Consider the following 17671-nt stretch of genomic DNA (forward strand, 5'->3'; position numbering starts at 1 on the left):
CGCCTGCTGCTCAAGAAGCTGCAGCTTCTTTGTACCCAAATCTGGCAGCAGATTCTGGCTCATCTATCTCAGCCAACCCCAGCGCTGCAGCCCGCCTGATGAAAATGATGGGTTGTTCAGCGCGGACTCAGTAATCTGAATCAGCGCTCAAATAAAACGGGAGGCCTAGGCCTCCCATTTTTATTGATGCTGCTTAGCAATCAGCCCAGCGACTTACGCGCATTACGGAACATGCGTAGCCATGGGCCATCTTCACCCCAGACCTCATTGAACTTACCGGGGAACCACGACATCTGCAGCGTACGGAAGGTACGTTCCGGGTGCGGCATCATCACGGTAAAGCGGCCATCTGGCGTCGTAACACCAGCAACACCCTGTGGCGAACCGTTCGGGTTGAACGGATAGCGCTCGGTAGCGGCACCCTGGCTATCAATGTAACGCAGTGCCACAGGCACCTTGGCCAGATCGTCGGCCTTGGCAAACTTGGCACGACCTTCGCCGTGAGACACAATCACCGGCAGCTTGCTACCCTGCATACCTGCCATGAACAGCGATGGCGAATGTGGCACTTCGGCCATAACCAGGCGCGCTTCGAACTGCTCACTCAGGTTACGCACAAAACGTGGCCAATGATCGGCACCGGGGATGAGATCCTGCAAGGTGCTCATCATCTGGCAACCATTACAAACGCCCAATGCAAAGCTGTCGCCGCGTTGGAAGAAGGTTGAAAAACCTTCGCGCAGACGTTCGTTAAACAGAATCGTGCGTGCCCAGCCCTGACCCGCGCCCAGCACGTCACCGTAGGAAAAACCACCACAGGCAGCCAGGCCAGCAAATTTATCCAGCGTGACACGGCCCGTGAGCAGATCGCTCATGTGCACATCGACTGCGGTAAAACCGGCACGATCAAAGGCGGCCGCCATTTCTACCTGGCCATTCACGCCCTGCTCACGCAGAATGGCAACCGATGGGCGGGCGCCGCTATTAATGAACGGCGCAGCTACATTCTCGGCAGGGTCGAACGATAGCGCTGCAAACAAACCGCAATCGCTTGTATCCAGAATGCGGTCGTATTCAGCTTGTGCACAGGCCGGGTTGTCGCGCAGTGACTGGATGCGGAACGATGTTTCCGACCAGGCACGCTGTAGTTCAACACGCGGCTCGGCAAAGGCCGTTTTGCCCAGATGCGATACACGGATCTCGTCGGTCTGGTTCGGGTAGCCCACGACTTCGGAATAACGTGACAGACCATGCGTACGCAGACGCGCCATCACCGCTTCGCGATCACTACGACGCACCTGAATCAGCGCACCCAGCTCTTCGCTAAACAGCACGCGCAGTAGGCGTTCGTTACGACGGCCTTGCAGAATGCCTGGCTTCTTATCGTAATCTACGTCCTGATCCATTGGATCAACACAGAGAATATCGGCGTTGATCGTTACACCGCAACGTGAAGCAAAGGCCATTTCAGCCGCGGCGGCAAAAAGACCACCATCCGAACGGTCGTGATAGGCCAGCAAGAGGCCATCTTCATTCAGCGATTGCACTGCTGCATAGAATGCTTTTAGCTGTTGTGGGTCATCTACGTCCGGCGCATCATCACCGGTCGCATCGAACACCTGAGCGAGTGCAGAACCGCCCAAACGGTTCTTGCCATTACCCAGGTCAATCAGAATCAGTTCACTATCGGCTTCATCACGATTCAGTTCAGGCGTTAGCGTCTGAGCGATATCCGGCACACGCGCAAAGGCCGTGACGATTAACGATAGGGGCGAAATCACTTCTTGCGGCTTGCCATTTTCATCCCAACGCGTACGCATCGAGAGGGAATCCTTACCGACCGGAATGGCCACATCAATGGCCTGGCAGAGTTCTGAAACAGCTTTTACCGTATCAAAGAGGCGCGCATCTTCACCCGGCGCACCCGCAGCAGCCATCCAGTTAGCAGACAGCTTGATATCCGCCATGCTGCTCACACGCGCTGCAGCCAGATTCGTCAGTGCCTCACCCACGGCCATACGACCCGAAGCCGGTGCATCCAGCACAGCCACCGGTGTACGCTCGCCCATGGCGTAGGCTTCGCCGAGGCGTGTGTTGTAACCCATCGCCGTTACGGCCACATCGGCAACGGGAACTTGCCACGGACCCACCATCTGGTCGCGGGCAGTCAAACCACCCACGCTACGGTCACCGATGGTGATCAGGAATGATTTATCGGCCACGGATGGCAAACGCATCACACGATAAGCGGCCTCTTTCAATTCAATCGCGTCGGCATCCAGTGCCGCAGCCTGTTCGGGTGTATGCGTTACATCACGCGTCATGCGGGGTGGTTTACCCAGCAGCGCATGCATCGACATATCCACGGCATGGTTGTTAAACAGACTATCGCTCACAATCAGCTGGCCTTCAGCCGTGGCGGTACCCACGACGGCAAACGGGCAACGCTCACGCTCACACAATGCCGCAAAACGTTCGATGTCCTTCGCCGCAATGGCCAATACGTAGCGTTCCTGGGCTTCGTTACACCATAGTTCGGCCGGGCTCATACCCGGGTCTTCACTCTGAATGGCACGCAGCTCGAAGCGGGCACCCACACCACCCGAGTGCGCCAGTTCTGGCATGGCATTCGAGAGACCACCGGCGCCCACATCGTGCGCCGACAGAATCGGATTATCGGCACCCATCTGCCAGCAGCGATCAATCACTTCCTGTGCGCGGCGTTCGATTTCCGGATTACCCCGTTGTACGGAGGCAAAGTCCAGATCGGCCTGATTGCTGCCAGAGGCCATCGACGATGCAGCGCCGCCGCCCAGGCCAATCAGCATGCCAGGGCCGCCGAGTTGCACGAAGAGCGTGCCCGGCTCGAAACTTTCCTGCTTGAAAGACTGGCCGGCCTGAATGGAACCAACGCCGCCCGCAATCATGATGGGCTTGTGATAGCCATGAACGGTATCACCCACGACTTGTTCATAGGTACGGAAGTAACCGGCCAGGTTCGGGCGACCAAATTCGTTATTGAACGCCGCCGCACCAATCGGGCCTTCGATCATGATGTCCAGGGCACTGGCGATACGATCCGGTTTGCTGGCCGGACGCTCCCACGGTTGCTTGGCATCCGGCAGATTCAGATTCGAAACCGTGAAGCCGCACAAGCCTGCTTTCGGTTTAGAGCCACGACCGGTGGCACCCTCATCACGAATCTCACCGCCCGAACCGGTAGCTGCGCCCGGGAACGGTGAAATCGCCGTCGGGTGGTTATGTGTCTCTACCTTGGCCAGATAGTGCGTCAGTTCGTTGCTAAATGCGTAGGTGCCATCAGCTTGCGGATAGAAGCGCTCTACATCGGCACCTTCCATAATGGCGGCGTTATCCGAGTAAGCCACCACGGTACCTTGTGGTGTTTTGTTATGCGTGTCGCGGATCATGCCGAACAGTGACTTCGCTTCCGTTACGCCATCGATAATCCAGTCGGCATTAAAAATCTTGTGGCGGCAGTGCTCCGAGTTGGCCTGCGCAAACATCATCAATTCCACATCCGTCGGATTGCGACCGGCTTCGGTGAAGATGTTCATCAGATATTCGACTTCATCATCCGATAGCGCCAGACCCATATCGCGGTTTGCCGCTTCCAGTGCCGGGCGGCCACCCAGCAGGATGTCGACCGTTGCCAGCGGGCGCGGAGCCACATGATCAAACAGTGCATGGGCGGCTTGTACGTTATCAAGCACCGTCTCGATCATACGGTCATGCAACAGTGCCGTAAGTGCAGCACGCTCAGCGGTTGAGGGTGTTTTCTTGCCAGCTAATGGCTGGAATCGGATGACGCGTTCAACGCGCACCACATTCCCCAGGCCGCAATGACGCAGGATATCGGTCGCCTTGGATGACCACGGAGAAATCGTCCCCAAACGTGGCGCCACGATAAAGGCACCGGCCAGATCCTCTGCCGCACCGGTCGCTTCCAGCACCGCATTGAGTCGTTCGGTTTCTGCCGCGTCGAGCGGCGCTGAAAGCTCAACCAGATAGAGGTAGTCACTCTCGATCCCGTTAATTGCCGGCCAGGCCGTTTTCAATTTTTCCAGCAAACGTTGCGTACGGAATTCGGAAAGTGCAGCAGCACCACGCAGAGCAATCACAGACGACATGAGCAAGACCCAGATAACCGGCTAACGCTGAAAACTGACCCGAACTACGAGGCCGCCAACGCATTACCGGAGAGACTAAAAAGAAGGTTGAATTATAGCGGAGAGCCCCCTGCGGCAGGATAAAATAAGGCTTTATCACTGACCGGCGGCAAAACCGTGGATTCAGCCCAATTGCACCCTTTTGCATCGATTTCTAGCGCTACGCGCAGCCATTTGTTTACGATTCGTGGGCTACGCGCCGTTGAGGGCGCGTTTCAGGCTCAAAACCCCGGTCAATCGCTCATGGCACGCGCCGGACAGGCGGCGGCCCAATGGGTGCGGGAACTCACCGGTGACCGGCCAGACCCAATTCTGGTGCTGGTGGGCCCCGGCAACAATGGCGGGGATGCGCTGGTTTGCGCCCGCGAGCTCATGGCGCTCGGCTATGGCTGCCTCTGTGTCGGCCTACCAGCTAACGACCGCACCCCAGCAGACGCCAAAGCCGCCCACACCGCTTTTCTCGCTGCAGGCGGGGTTCTGCACCCGGACATCCCAGAAACCACCGGCTACCGGTTTAGCCTGATTATTGACGGGCTCTTTGGCATTGGCCTTAATCAGGCAATCACTGTGCCTTATGCCGCTTGGGTTGAAACGTCCAACACACTCAGCTTGCTGGACGACATCCCGCTGTTAGCGCTGGATATCGCCTCTGGTCTCAATAGCGACACCGGCTGTGCACAAGAACTCTGCATCACGGCCACGCATACGCTCACCTTTATTGCCAACAAACCCGGCCTGTTAACCGGCGATGGTCCCGATCACAGCGGCGACGTTCAGGTGTGCACGCTGGATATCGATCCTGCGTTTCTGCAAGCAACCGGTGATGACGATACCGGCAACCTCAACGATCCGGATCTCTGGGCCGATGATTTGCCGCAACGCGCGCTCAATGCCAACAAAGGCGACGCCGGCAGTGCCGGATTGCTGGGCGGCTCCCCGTCTATGGCCGGCGCTCTGATACTTGCCGCCCGCAGCGCTTTGCATAGCGGTGCCGGCCGCGTTTATGCCGCTGCCCTGGGCACTGCCCAAAACGGTGCGCCAACGCTGGACCCGATGCAACCGGAAATCATGTTCCGTGATCCGGCAAGTTTGCGTGATGCACCCCTCACGGCACTGGGTGTTGGGCCGGGTCTGGGCCGATCAGACGTATCACGCGCCGTACTCGCCAGCGCCCTGGATTTTGAAGGGCCGCTCGTTCTGGATGCCGATGCGCTAGTATTGCTCCCCGACCTGATTAACGCAGTAACGGCACGACATGCACCCACCCTGCTGACACCGCACCCCGGTGAGGCTGCTGCACTGCTGAACACCGACATTCCGACCGTCGAAGCCAATCGTATTCATGCGGCCAAAGAAATAGCTGTGCGATACCATGCAACGGTTGTCCTCAAAGGCTGTGGCAGCATTATCGCCACACCCGATGGACGTTGGTGGCTGAACACCACCGGCAACCCCGGCATGGCTACGGCTGGCATGGGCGATGTGCTCACCGGCATTACCACAGCATTACTGGCGCAAGGCATGGCACCCGAACAGGCGCTGTGCGCCGCCGTCTGGCTGCATGGTGCCGCAGGCGATGTCTGTGTTGAATCTGGCGAAGGTCCATTAGGCCTCACCGCCAGCGAAGTGATACTGGCTGCACGCACCTTATTGAACTCTCTGATCTGACACCATGACTCATCACCCAACGCGCGTTGAATTTCCGCTAGACCTTGATGCCGAAATCGCCGCCAATGTGCGCGCGGCGCTCATTGAAGATATCGGTGCCGGCGACCTTACTGCAGAGTTGGTACCTGCAGGCAACCACAGCATCGCCACGGTGATCGTGCGTGAACCCGCTGTCGTTTGCGGCATCGACTGGTTCAACCGCTGCTTTGCCGAAATCGATCCCGCCATCAAAATTACCTGGCACGTGAAAGAAGGCGATCATGTCGGCCCGGATACCTTGCTCTGTGAACTGCAGGGTTCGTCGCGCGCCCTGCTTTCTGGTGAACGGGCTGCGCTGAACTTTTTACAACTGCTGTCCGGCGTCGCCACGCGTGCAGCCACCTTTGTGGACACCGTTAAGGGCACCAAAGCCCAGATCGTCGATACCCGTAAAACCATTCCCGGCCTGCGCTTCGCCCAGAAATACGCTGTACGCGTTGGCGGCGGCGGCAACCATCGCCTCGCGCTTTGGGACGCGATCCTCATCAAAGAAAATCATATCCTCGCGGCTGGCGGCATTACGTCTGCCGTGCAAGCCGCCCAGGCGGTTGCCAAACAACACCAAGACCGCTGCCGCTTTATTCAGGTAGAAGTCGAATCGATTGCTGAAGTCGACGAAGCACTGGCTGCCGGCGCCGATTTTCTGTTGCTCGATAATTTCGATCTGGCCATGATGCGTGAAGGCGTTGCCCATCGTGATGCCTGGGCCAGCAAAACCGGCACCCATGCCAAACTCGAAGCCTCCGGTGGCGTGAGCCTGGATACCGTGCGCGCCATTGCCGAAACCGGTGTAGATCGAATCTCCATCGGCGGCCTCACGAAAGATGTCCGTGCCATCGACCTGTCGATGCGCTTCAAAGATCTCGCTTAAGGAAACAGCATGTCGCAAGCTCCCAACGACCGCAAATACTCCGCCGAACACCAGTGGGCACTCCCGGAGAGTGATGGCACCATCACTGTAGGCATTACTGATCACGCTCAGGAAACATTGGGCGACCTGGTCTTTATTCAGCTACCTGAAGTAGGCAGCGATGTTGCTGCCAATCAGCAAGTCGCCATTGTGGAGTCTGTCAAAACAGCCTCGGACGTATTCGCTCCGATGAGCGGCAAGATTGTTGCCATCAACGAAGCGGCTGCGGATGCCCCCGAAAGCATTAACGAAGATGCCTATGCGGCATGGCTGTTCAAAATTCAGCCCAGCAATGCGTCCGAATACGAGGGTCTGCTGACGGCCGACGCCTATCTGGCTGCCAACTAAGCGGTGTCTACAAAACAAAACCGGCAGTGGATCTGATCCAACTGCCGGTTTTTTGTGCCTGTTAACTTTTAGGCAGTCACATGTTGCTGAATAAACGCCTTCACCACGTTTACATCCGGATCAATCACCTCAACCCGTTGCGGCAATCCTTCCAGATGCTCCAATCCTTTCGGCGGTTGCGGCAACTGACCAATGGCTTCCTGAATTGTCTCGGCAAATTTTGCCGGCTGTGCTGTTTCCAGCACGAGCATGGCAACACCTTCCGGCAGCTGTTTAATTTGCTCCTGAGCAACCTTCACACCATCGGCCGTATGCGTATCAATCATCACCTGGTACTGCTCCCAGACCTGGCGAATGGTCGTCAGACGATCAGCATGCGAACTGGCGCCCGATGCAAAACCATACTGGGCAATCTCGGCCCAGTACGGCGTACCCGTCAGATCGAATGCACCACCGGCATCCACCTTGGCCCAAAGCTCGCGCACCTTGGCCGGATCGCGACCAACCAGATCGAAGATGAAGCGTTCGAAATTCGAAGCCTTCGAGATATCCATCGATGGGCTGGAAGTCACATAGGTTTCAGCCGTCGCACGCGGACGATACACACCCGTACGGAAGAACTCATCGAGCACATTGTTTTCGTTCGTCGCCAGAATCAGCTTGGCAATCGGCAGACCCATCTGACGGGCAATATGACCCGCACAGATATTGCCGAAGTTACCCGACGGCACACAGAAGGCTACCTGCTGATCGTTGTGCTGTGTCGCCAGTAAATACCCCTGGAAGTAGTACACGATCTGGGCAGCAACGCGCGCCCAGTTGATCGAGTTCACGGCACCGATACGGTACTTGGCCTTGAATTCGGCGTCGTTCGACACTGCTTTGACGATATCCTGCGCATCGTCAAACATGCCGCGCACAGCCAGGTTATAGATGTTTTTATCTTGCAGCGAATACATCTGCGCACGCTGGAAGGCTGACATCTTGCCGTCTGGCGACAGCATGAAGACTGTCACGCCGTCTTTGCCACGCATGGCGTATTCGGCGGCCGAACCCGTATCACCCGAGGTGGCGCCCAGAATATTGATGCTTTCGCCACGCTTCGTCAGCACGTACTCGAACAGATTGCCGAGCAACTGCATGGCCATGTCTTTAAAGGCCAGCGTTGGGCCATTCGACAGTTCCTGCAGACCCAGACGGTTCTGGTTCAACCAGGTGATCGGCGTAATATCGTTGGCGTTGCTGCCATCACGCGTGTAGCAATAAACCCCCGGTGTGTAGGTCTTCTGGCAAATCGCCTTCAGATCAGCCGTCGGGATATCGGTGATGAACTTGCTCAGGATCTCGAAGGCCAGATCGGCATATGACAGACCGCGCCAGGCATCCAGCTCGGCACGGGTAATTTGTGGATAGCTTTCCGGCAGATACAAACCACCATCCGGCGCCAAGCCGCCCAGCAGAATGTCGCAGAAACCCTGTGCCGGCGATTGGCCGCGCGTGGAGATATAACGCATTGACGCTTACTCGAATTGAGAAAAACTCAATTTTACAGAAAAGTGCAGGAAACGCCTCTAACCCAACTGACTAGTTGTGGCTTCTGTGCCCCAAAAGCTTCTGCAGAAAGTTAGATATTTCCAGAAATATGCGGTTGCAAAAATATTGGAAATAGACACACAAGGCCTCATCGGCCCTGTGGTTCCAAAAAATTAATACGCTTGCTTCTGGCCGTTGATCTCCCACTGAACCGTGTGCGGGTCTAAGCCAGGCACATGTATGCCATACCAGATATTTTGAGGCCCCCCCCTAAAGCCTAGACGATGGCCTTGATACTGGCATCCATCTGTTACGCAAAACATTCTAGAATAACCAATATCACTAGCGCTCTGACTGCTTCTAAAAATATTTCCGAATATATACGATACATTTGGTGTAACAGTTTTATCTGTCAAACGGTAAAATAGATAACGTTTAATATATGAATTATCAAATACAAACCTAAGATCACCATTGACAAATTGGAACTGCGTTGTGGGCCTTGTTGCGTTAGCAGCCCAAGCATTGTTACTATAGATCATAGTGTCAAACATTGACATCGTTTCAAAATTTGAGCTTCTTGAATTTTTTAACACCAGGTTATTCTCAAGAGACTCAGTATTACTAGGAATACTATCCCAAGTAGTAGTGTAGTCCCTCATATTTCTTGGCACAAGAACACCTGCAAAGTTTACAAGATCATCATCATTCTTGTAGTAAACCTCACTGTAGAAATAATAGGTAGCCCAATCGTTAGGTTCTTTGCAATATGCAATAATTTTAGCCTGACTTGGCAACCAACTTGTTACTGAGCACCCTAATAGTTTCAGACGACCTTCGATATCCCAATTATTTTTAGCAACCGTATTCAATTCTCGGGCCATTGGAAACATGCCATGTTCTGATGGCGTTGTCGGTGCACCCGTAGCTAAATAGTCGCTCAGCGCTTTCATTCTGGGGCTAAAATAGTCTGTGTGCCAATTGGACCAGCTTAGATTTTGCATTGACCCCGCACCAGGCAGAACCAGATTGTTGTTGATGAATGAGCTCTCACTAGATTTGTATTCATCAATCGTGCCAACAATGTCTCTTAAAATCACTTCATTGTTTGCCCAGGTTGCCATAACAAATGTGTTATAGCGTAATTGCCACAGATTGCACTGAATTCTTTTTTCTGCCAAATCCCCGGTTTCCGTGTCCATGTACTTGCAGTAAGCCCTGAGCGAATCAGCCAGATTATTCAATTCGTCCGTATCGCCAACGGTTTCCAAAACACTGACGTAGTGCTGCAGACCTTGCTGATTGCCGCTCTTTACGAGCTTTGCAAAGTTAGGGCTTTTCTCGTAGGCTTTTTGCAAACCCCCTTGAGCCTTGACATATTCTGACAACGTCTTGTATTGAGTACCGAGCAGCGTGACATAGAGATCCGTATACATGGAAAGCTCTCTCTTAGCAGAGACCATTTCTCTATAAACCAATGCCACACGCTCTTTATTGATTGAATCAGCAATCGCTGACAGCGTTCTGTTTTGTGCCTTTAAATCCGCAGAAATCCGGTCAAGTTTTTCGTTAATCACTTTTAGTTGGTCACTGGTATCATCGCAGGCCTCATTCACTAAACTTTCACTTGCTGACAACACCCCATTTATCACCGTACCGATGCCGGGAAAAAATTCCATCACCTCTCCAACACCTGGCAAAAGAGCGCCCAAGGTAGTGCATCCCGCGTTAGCATAGGCAGTAGAGATCATCTGAATGTTCAAATGCCCTTTGATGTACGCCAAGATGCTATTGAAGTCGTATAGCGCAAACACATAACCGCTTTGCAGCACTTGGCCATTGGTTAAGCTAGCGTTGGTTTGTTGCAAAAATTCGTTGAATCCAACCCCTTTGCCGACAACTTCTTTTTTGTAATATTGGCCGAGTCTGGCATAAATATTAACGACGCCATCACTGCCGGGGAAATTACTAAAAAATGTGGCCAGTTTCTCGTTTGCCGTAAAGTTTGTTAACGCGTATTTTTTTACCAGTGACTGATACACATACACCCCTGTCATATGGTCACTTGGGGTTATAAATTGAATGTATGTGGGCGCTTCTGCTAATGGGTATGCCGAGAGGAGGACATTGCTCTGATTGTAGAGAAAGACTGTGCCTGACTTACCGACTACAGCGTAGTAGTCGCATTGCTCATTGACCTTACATGTAAAATTCGTGTCAAAGATTGTTTCGTTGTCATCTGACACATAGGTGATCTTTGCGATGTCCTGACTTTGTGAATTCTTAATCACAAAGTGCGTTCTTTCGGGCGCAGATGCGGCCGAATTGTCATTTGAACTGCCACCACCGCAGCCAGAAAGCATGAGGGCCAAGGCAGTAGCCGCGAGTACAAGAATGGATTTCATGATGAGTCCTCTGTCAGATGCTTCGTTTTTTCGCTAATCGGGTTCGACCAGGGGCTGATTAGGCACTACTGTTGGTAAGCTGCGCCCGTTTCGGCATTGGCCGAGAAACTGATGGTCTGGTTGATTGTGGCAAATCGCTTCGCCGTGACGAGCACATCGACGCCCACTTCCGGGATTGGATTTTCAATACTGCCGCGGTTTTTAAGATAACTGAGCGCCGAGTAGCCCGAGAGCGTCCAACCCCAGGGCACAGAAGAATCCTTGACCAGCACTCGAATATCGGGCATCCATTTACCGGCGAACTCAGGTCGGGTCGCCCCGTAATCCACTGAAAGTTGAAGGTCGGTTGTGCAGAATTCAACGCGATCTCCTATGAAGCTTCTTGCCGAGAATCGAACGATCTGACTACGTGAATTTTTTGTGAACTCATACTTGAGTGGGTCCGGCTCGTTACTCAAGACATAGGTACGGGCAGTCCCCGCCAAGGGCTGCATGGTGCCTGCATGACTTTCTAAAAATTGCCACGCGGCCTGGCCAAGTTCAATGGCTTGTTCGGCAACGCTAAAGGCACTGCTCAGAGTAGTCAGCGCCGATCCAAAATCCTCCAATAAATTATCAAATGTGTAATCGCTAGGTGCAGGAGTGGTCTGGGCCAGGATTGCGGGCTTACCCATCGCCAATTGCACGTTTTTATTGACGGATTTGATCAGGTAAGCGCTCAGCTGGTTGAGGTGGGTTTGAGCGATGGCCGCCAGGGTGACGGGCCTTGTCATGTAGTCGCGCAAAAAGGCGCCGAGCGTTTTGTTCGATGTGGCAAATTCATTGATGAATTGACTGCCATTGCCCTTCTGGGCCGCGATACGCTTTACAAAATCATCCCAGGTGTAACCGGTTGCCAAAAGCGTGGCTTTAAAGTCGGCCGCGGAGACATGAAGATCTGCAAAGAACCGGGAAATTCGATTGTTAATGGTGGGATCATCTGGCCAGTACTTTTCGACTACCTGGAAGAGCTCGACATACCCATCGACCGTGAGTCCGGAGGCTGTCTGATAATCGCAGAGCTGATCGATCGTCATGTTGAAGTCATTCAGACGCTGCGTAATCTGTGCCGTGGTACGACCCGGAAGCCGGGATTGCATACTCGCCCAGAAGTCGTTGTAGCAACTGCGGTATTGCGCCAGCTTTGTAGCGGACACTGCCCCATTTTTGACCGAAGACCCCGCACTCAAAATGACTACTTTTGGGAGCGTCTGATCGATCTGGGTGGTTTGTGCCTTATCAGTCAGGGTACCCTTGTCGTCCACCACACCATAGACGGTGTAGGTTTTAGACTCCACTGCAACCCCGTTGACCTCAAGGCTTGTATCAATTTTTTGACCCGTTTGGGGTGCTGCCTGAGACGATGAGGATGAGCTGGAGCCGCTGCCACAACCCATTAATGCCAATGATCCGATGACAGGAAGAAGACAGACAAGTATTTTTTTGCGCATGGCAATCTTTCAATAATCTCAAAAAAGAGTTTTTTACAGATTAACAACACGCTAACGCCTATGTCCCCAACAAAATCCAACCAATTCCGTCAGAAACTCATCAGTTCTCGAACCAAGCTGGATTCAATTTTATAGATCAATAACCGCTGTTGGCTTGCGGGACAAATAAGGATACGATGCCCTGCTGCAAACCTGAAAAAACGAGCCAATGCCTCTAAGAATTCTTGTCGTCGATGATGACTTACTGTTTGGGAATGCGTTAAGAGACGTTCTCAATCTGGAAGGTTTCGCGGCGGATTCTGTCGGCACGATTTCCAGCTACCGAGCCTGGCGTCAGTCACACGATTGCGATGTACTGATTGTTGACCGAGGCTTGCCGGATGGCGATGGTCTCGATGTGATCAAGATGCATCGACTCTCTGAATCGGGCCCTGTCATTATTATTTCTTGCAATGGCCTGGTCGAGGATCGGATTCAGGGCATTGATGCCGATGCAGATTACTATCTTGTCAAACCGATACGGACTGATGAACTGGTGTCACTTCTTAAGCGACTTTCCAGAAGAACCCAATCAAACACAGAGAAAAATAGCGATTGGATTCTTCACGCCGCAAGTTGGCGCCTCTGCAATCCAGAGGGTCAAGCGGTCCCGCTGAATCAAAATGAATTAGCGCTGATCAGTTGTTTTATTGAGCAACCGGGAATTACGATTCACAGAAATACCATCCTTGAGGCGCTTGGCGAAAATCCTGATCATTGCGATATCCGCCGTCTTGAGACGCTTGTGCGTCGATTTCGACTAAAGGCCAAGGCTTCTGGGATAGAAGCGCTACCGCTGACAACGGTCTATGGCAAAGGTTACGTGTTCAACGGTCAGATTAGCAAGTTTTAGCGTTTTATCTCTGAGCCGAGAACCACAAGAAAAAAATACTTCCAGCACCCGGGGTGCTTTCTAAACTCATGTCACCCTCGTGTAGCAGCATGATCTGTTTTACAAAACTCAGACCCAGACCGATGCCATGAACACGCTTCGTGGTGTCACACCGGAAATACTCGTCAAATATTTTTTCGTGGTTCTCTTGAGCGATGCCCACTCCAGAATCAGCGACAAACAACCCGATTCTTTCGAACTCCACGATCACACCGATACGAACGATCTGTGAAGGCTCTGAATACTTACAGGCGTTATCGATCAAATTGATCAGGGCTGTTTTTAAAAGTCGCGTGTCCGCATAAAGTGTGACAGGTTGTTTAATCGTGTCTAAAACCAATTCGTAAGAAAAATACAACTGTTGCGCAGTAGTGACGAACTCAGGCAACCAGTGATTCAGGTCAATTTTTTCTGATGCCTCTTTGGTCAATACATAGTTAAGGCGATCTGTTTGTAACCAACGTTCAAACAACTCCGAAAGATGGTGAGTGGCATTCCCGATGTTTCTGAGTCGCTCTTCCCCGTTATCAATATTTCTCAGTCGTTCGCGCTGGTAGAGGGCCACTTGGCTTTCAATCAGATTCAGCGGGCTTCGAAACTCATGGGAGACATAAGCACCAAATCGGGTGTAGAACTCCCGGAATTTCTGTTCACTTTTGAGAGATTGTTCCGCAGCCATTTTTTCGAGTTGCGCCTTTTCGCGTGCCTGACGTTCGAGGCGTATACGGTCTGCAAGAGCAAATGACAGGAGCAACATTTCAAAAGCAGAACTGATTTGCGTTGCAGAAGCGGTAAATGTCGTTGTTGGTACCACACCAAATGCACGTAATGCTGCAATCATCGCCCCCGTCCAGAGGATACCCCAGGCCAATAGAAAGAAACGTGCCTCGCGCCGACCAGCTCTCTGGGCCATGATGCCCGCGCTGATGAGCAAGAGCGTCGTTACCGGAGCCAACACAAGAAATGTCATGAATAAATAACTCGTGGGTATTTCCATGGCGTGCGCCAACGACATGGAGAGTGAGAGGCCACCCATAACCAAAGCCAGAGCCACGAGGACTTTATGTAATGACGGGGATAAACTCTCGACTCTGAGAAAACTGTTGGTAAAAAGAATGCCAAACATGGCCGCCAGGCTCAGGCACGCGGATTGCGCGACTTCATCCCAGTAGGGCTGATCTTGCCAAAGGTACATGCGCCCATAGCCGTTGCCGGCGAATATGCCCAAACCGAGAGAGATCGCAAACAACGTGTAGAAGAGAAAGCTGCGTTCTCTCAGGTAGAAGAAAAGCAACAGGTTGTAGATTGCAAGGCCCAGGAGTTCGCCATAGTAGAGGGCCTGTATAAATGCTGTGTCTTGGGCGGCGTTGTCGAAGGCCTGTGGTGTTGAGATCTCGATAGGGATAGTTGTGGCATATTGCGAGCTGACTCTCAAATAGAAGTCCTGCTGACTCGTATCTAACGAAACGGGGAACGCAAAGTAAGGGCTTCTGATTGGTCGGGATTCAAATGCTGCCAAATTGCCTGTAACAACCGGTGTCTTACCGGGCGCGTAGAGGGTTAAATAATCCAGTGACTGAAATGGAATGTTGAGAACCCACTCAGATTGTGTAGCGGCCTCACGGGATAGCGTCAGCTTTAACCAGTAGGCACCCTGGCTAAAACCGAGATTAATGTCGTCACCAGAAGGCAGTGATGGTGCAACAAATTCACGGGAAAATGAGGGCGAGCGAATCTCCTCAAATCCTAATTTCCCTCTAGGGTCTTCAAGTATCCGTATTGCAGAAACCAGGTTTGCATGGGTCTGATCCGGGCCTATCTCGAGCGCGTGAGCAGACCAAGCTGTAAAAATCAGAACACACAGCGTGAGAAACTTAGCTTTCATCAAACGAATGATACTAGTCATAAGACCTCAAAAAGCCAAGGGCAGTGTATGTATTGAGGCCGTGCCAAAGCCTCAATCATTTCACCTCGAATCGGCCAAAAAAAGGGGTGGCCTCAGCCTACCCCTTTAGCACCTCAGAGTGCCAAATTACTGCAGGTTTTCCAGACGCAGGCGCGTAACGGCACCCTTGACCACCGGCAAAATCGGCTTTAACTCGACATCAACAGATATCCATCTTTGATACAATGAGCGCAATTACTGATCATGGAGGTAGCCAAAATGGGCATGAACATTAACCTTACGGAAAAGCTTGAAGAAATGGTCCGCAACAAGGTTTCATCTGGCCTATATAACTCCGCCAGTGAAGTGGTGCGAGATGCACTTCGCTTGATGCAAGAACAAGATACATACCGTGCCGTTAGGCTGGGTCAATTGCAGCAGGAAATTCAACGCGGTTTAGAAAGCGGTCCTTCAGAACCTCTTGATATGGCCGATCTGAAACAGCGTCTTAGAACAGAAAAATCCCGGAAAAACAAAGTAGCGGCCTAAGTTAATGGCTTCGATTAATCGGCGATCGCTTGCGCTCGATGATTTAGAAGCCATCTGGCATTTCATCGCGGAAGACAACATAGATGCCGCAGATCGATGGCTGGACCGGATTGAGGCACAGCTCAAGTTGATCGCCACTACACCCTATATCGGCCGTCCACGTGAAGAACTCGCACCAGGACTTCGCAGTTTTTCTGTAGGGCGTTACGTTATTTTCTATTTGGTCATGGAAACAGGCATAGACATCGTGCGAGTGCTACACGCATCATTGGATATTGAATCCCAGTTCGAGGATTAATTCACAAGCAGAAATAAAAAGGGGTAGGCCTCAGCCTACCCCTTTGATGATTGAGTAACGCTCCGATTACTGCAGATTTTCCAGACGCAGGCGCGTTACCGCACCCTTGACCACCGGCAGTTTGCCGATTACGTCCATGGCATTCAGCACATCCTGCTCACGGCAGACGTGGGTCAGGATGATCAGATCGGTTTGGTCTTCACCTTCTTCCGGCTCACGCTGCAGTAGCGCATCGATCGAGATATTGCGGTCGGCCAGAATTCGGGTGATTTCAGCCAGCACACCTGGCTGGTCGGCCACGCGCAGGCGCAGGTAGTTGCCGCACTCCACTTCGCCAATCGGCAGGATCGGCAGGTTGGCCAGTGCGTCCGGCTGGAAGGCCAGATGCGGTACGCGGTTTTCCGGGTCGGCGGTCGACAGACGGGTGACATCCACCACGTCGGCAATCACGGCCGACGCGGTCGGCTCGGCACCAGCGCCCTTGCCGTAATACAGGGTCGAACCCACGGCATCCGCCTGGACCAGCACGGCATTCATGGCGCCTTCGACATTGGCGATCAGGCGCTTGGCCGGTACCAGCGTCGGGTGTACGCGCAACTCGACGCCATTCTCGCGACGACGGGTGATGCCCAGCAGCTTGATACGGTAGCCCAGTTGTTCGGCATATTTGATATCGGTGGCATCCAGCTTCGAGATGCCTTCAATATGTGCCTTGTCGAACTGCACAGGGATACCGAAGGCCAGTGCCGACAGCAGTGTGATCTTATGAGCGGCATCAACGCCTTCAACGTCAAAGGTGGGGTCCGCTTCGGCATAACCCAGACGCTGCGCTTCTTTGAGCACATCGGCGAAGGCCAGACCCTTGTCGCGCATTTCCGACAGGATGAAGTTGGTGGTGCCGTTGATGATGCCGGCCACCCACTGGATGCGGTTGGCCGACAGACCTTCGCGCACGGCCTTGATGATGGGAATACCACCGGCGACAGCGGCTTCAAACGCCACCATCACGCCCTTTTCCTGGGCCTTGGCAAAAATCTCGGTGCCATGCACAGCGAGCAGTGCCTTGTTGGCGGTAATCACGTGCTTGCCGTTTTCGATGGCCTTGAGCACCAGCTCCTTGGCTACACCGTAACCACCGATCAGTTCGATGACGATATCCACGTTGGGATCGTTCACGACGGCAAACGCATCATCAGTCACCTGGGCTTTGCCACCGGTGAGCTCTTTGGCGCGCGCGACGTCTTTGTCGGCGACCACGGTAATTTCAATCGGACGACCGGCACGACGGGTAATTTCTTCGGCATTGCGGGTCAGCACGTTATACGTGCCGCCACCGACGGTACCGATTCCCAAAAGACCTACACGCATCGGATTGAGTTTCATGACGTTTCCTTAGTATCTCAGTGACAACAAAATAGAATCAATAAA

12 protein-coding genes are annotated in these 17671 nt (G+C 53.0%); 6 read left to right on the forward strand and 6 right to left on the reverse strand.

The features are described 5' to 3' along the window. Nucleotides 1-200: 200 nt before the first annotated feature. Nucleotides 201-4148, reverse strand: a complete 3948-nt coding sequence (gene purL / locus AC3GOJ_RS08600; protein WP_488237053.1) for a phosphoribosylformylglycinamidine synthase — start codon at nucleotides 4146-4148, stop codon at nucleotides 201-203. Nucleotides 4149-4304: 156 nt separating this feature from the next. Between purL and AC3GOJ_RS08605 the strand changes: the two genes are divergently transcribed. The 3 genes from AC3GOJ_RS08605 to gcvH are packed head-to-tail and all read left to right on the forward strand — an operon-like array spanning nucleotide 4305 to nucleotide 7152. Continuing rightward, on the forward strand, nucleotides 4305-5855 hold the full coding sequence (locus AC3GOJ_RS08605) for an NAD(P)H-hydrate dehydratase (protein WP_488237054.1): 1551 nt from the start codon (nucleotides 4305-4307) through the stop codon (nucleotides 5853-5855). Between the two features lie 4 nt (nucleotides 5856-5859). After that, a complete protein-coding gene (gene nadC, locus AC3GOJ_RS08610; protein WP_488237055.1) occupies nucleotides 5860-6765 on the forward strand; it encodes a carboxylating nicotinate-nucleotide diphosphorylase in 906 nt (301 codons plus the stop codon). Between the two features lie 9 nt (nucleotides 6766-6774). Continuing rightward, on the forward strand, nucleotides 6775-7152 hold the full coding sequence (gene gcvH / locus AC3GOJ_RS08615) for a glycine cleavage system protein GcvH (protein WP_488237056.1): 378 nt from the start codon (nucleotides 6775-6777) through the stop codon (nucleotides 7150-7152). Between the two features lie 68 nt (nucleotides 7153-7220). On the opposite strand, the gene thrC is transcribed toward gcvH, so the two are convergent. From thrC to AC3GOJ_RS08630, 3 genes are all read right to left on the reverse strand, one after another. After that, nucleotides 7221-8666 carry a threonine synthase gene (thrC, locus tag AC3GOJ_RS08620; RefSeq protein ID WP_488237057.1) on the reverse strand — a complete coding sequence of 482 codons (1446 nt, stop codon included), beginning with the start codon at nucleotides 8664-8666 and terminating at the stop codon, nucleotides 7221-7223. A gap of 192 nt (nucleotides 8667-8858) precedes the next feature. Then, nucleotides 8859-11090, reverse strand: coding sequence for a hypothetical protein (locus AC3GOJ_RS08625; RefSeq protein ID WP_488237058.1), 2232 nt, complete (start codon nucleotides 11088-11090; stop codon nucleotides 8859-8861). Nucleotides 11091-11155: 65 nt separating this feature from the next. Next, a complete protein-coding gene (locus tag AC3GOJ_RS08630) occupies nucleotides 11156-12580 on the reverse strand; it encodes a hypothetical protein (protein ID WP_488237059.1) in 1425 nt (474 codons plus the stop codon). Between the two features lie 208 nt (nucleotides 12581-12788). On the opposite strand from AC3GOJ_RS08630, the gene AC3GOJ_RS08635 reads away from it, so the two are divergent. Beyond that, nucleotides 12789-13472 carry a response regulator transcription factor gene (locus AC3GOJ_RS08635; RefSeq protein ID WP_488237060.1) on the forward strand — a complete coding sequence of 228 codons (684 nt, stop codon included), beginning with the start codon at nucleotides 12789-12791 and terminating at the stop codon, nucleotides 13470-13472. A 4-nt stretch (nucleotides 13473-13476) separates the two neighbouring features. Here the strand turns inward: AC3GOJ_RS08635 and AC3GOJ_RS08640 are convergent, their stop codons facing one another. After that, entirely contained in the window at nucleotides 13477-15417 is a 1941-nt protein-coding gene (locus tag AC3GOJ_RS08640; RefSeq protein ID WP_488237061.1) for a sensor histidine kinase, read from the reverse strand. Nucleotides 15418-15675: 258 nt separating this feature from the next. Between AC3GOJ_RS08640 and AC3GOJ_RS08645 the strand changes: the two genes are divergently transcribed. Both AC3GOJ_RS08645 and AC3GOJ_RS08650 read left to right on the forward strand, forming a co-directional pair. Beyond that, a complete protein-coding gene (locus tag AC3GOJ_RS08645) occupies nucleotides 15676-15945 on the forward strand; it encodes a type II toxin-antitoxin system ParD family antitoxin (RefSeq protein ID WP_488237062.1) in 270 nt (89 codons plus the stop codon). Nucleotides 15946-15949: 4 nt separating this feature from the next. Next, a complete protein-coding gene (locus AC3GOJ_RS08650) occupies nucleotides 15950-16243 on the forward strand; it encodes a type II toxin-antitoxin system RelE/ParE family toxin (RefSeq protein WP_488237063.1) in 294 nt (97 codons plus the stop codon). Between the two features lie 66 nt (nucleotides 16244-16309). Here AC3GOJ_RS08650 and AC3GOJ_RS08655 read toward each other — a convergent pair whose 3' ends face one another. Further along, a complete protein-coding gene (locus AC3GOJ_RS08655; protein ID WP_488237064.1) occupies nucleotides 16310-17626 on the reverse strand; it encodes a homoserine dehydrogenase in 1317 nt (438 codons plus the stop codon). Nucleotides 17627-17671 lie beyond the last annotated feature (45 nt).

The organism is Fluviibacter sp., from assembly GCF_057744235.1.

Bases quoted from the DNA above. Each gene is read 5' to 3' on its own strand.
- AC3GOJ_RS08625 (WP_488237058.1), bottom strand. From the start codon at position 11,090: ATGAAATCCATTCTTGTACTCGCGGCTACTGCCTTGGCCCTCATGCTT.
- AC3GOJ_RS08640 (WP_488237061.1), bottom strand. From the start codon at position 15,417: ATGACTAGTATCATTCGTTTGATGAAAGCTAAGTTTCTCACGCTGTGT.
- purL (WP_488237053.1), bottom strand. From the start codon at position 4,148: ATGTCGTCTGTGATTGCTCTGCGTGGTGCTGCTGCACTTTCCGAATTC.
- thrC (WP_488237057.1), bottom strand. From the start codon at position 8,666: ATGCGTTATATCTCCACGCGCGGCCAATCGCCGGCACAGGGTTTCTGC.
- AC3GOJ_RS08635 (WP_488237060.1), top strand. From the start codon at position 12,789: ATGCCTCTAAGAATTCTTGTCGTCGATGATGACTTACTGTTTGGGAAT.
- nadC (WP_488237055.1), top strand. From the start codon at position 5,860: ATGACTCATCACCCAACGCGCGTTGAATTTCCGCTAGACCTTGATGCC.
- gcvH (WP_488237056.1), top strand. From the start codon at position 6,775: ATGTCGCAAGCTCCCAACGACCGCAAATACTCCGCCGAACACCAGTGG.
- AC3GOJ_RS08650 (WP_488237063.1), top strand. From the start codon at position 15,950: ATGGCTTCGATTAATCGGCGATCGCTTGCGCTCGATGATTTAGAAGCC.
- AC3GOJ_RS08655 (WP_488237064.1), bottom strand. From the start codon at position 17,626: ATGAAACTCAATCCGATGCGTGTAGGTCTTTTGGGAATCGGTACCGTC.
- AC3GOJ_RS08645 (WP_488237062.1), top strand. From the start codon at position 15,676: ATGGGCATGAACATTAACCTTACGGAAAAGCTTGAAGAAATGGTCCGC.
- AC3GOJ_RS08630 (WP_488237059.1), bottom strand. From the start codon at position 12,580: ATGCGCAAAAAAATACTTGTCTGTCTTCTTCCTGTCATCGGATCATTG.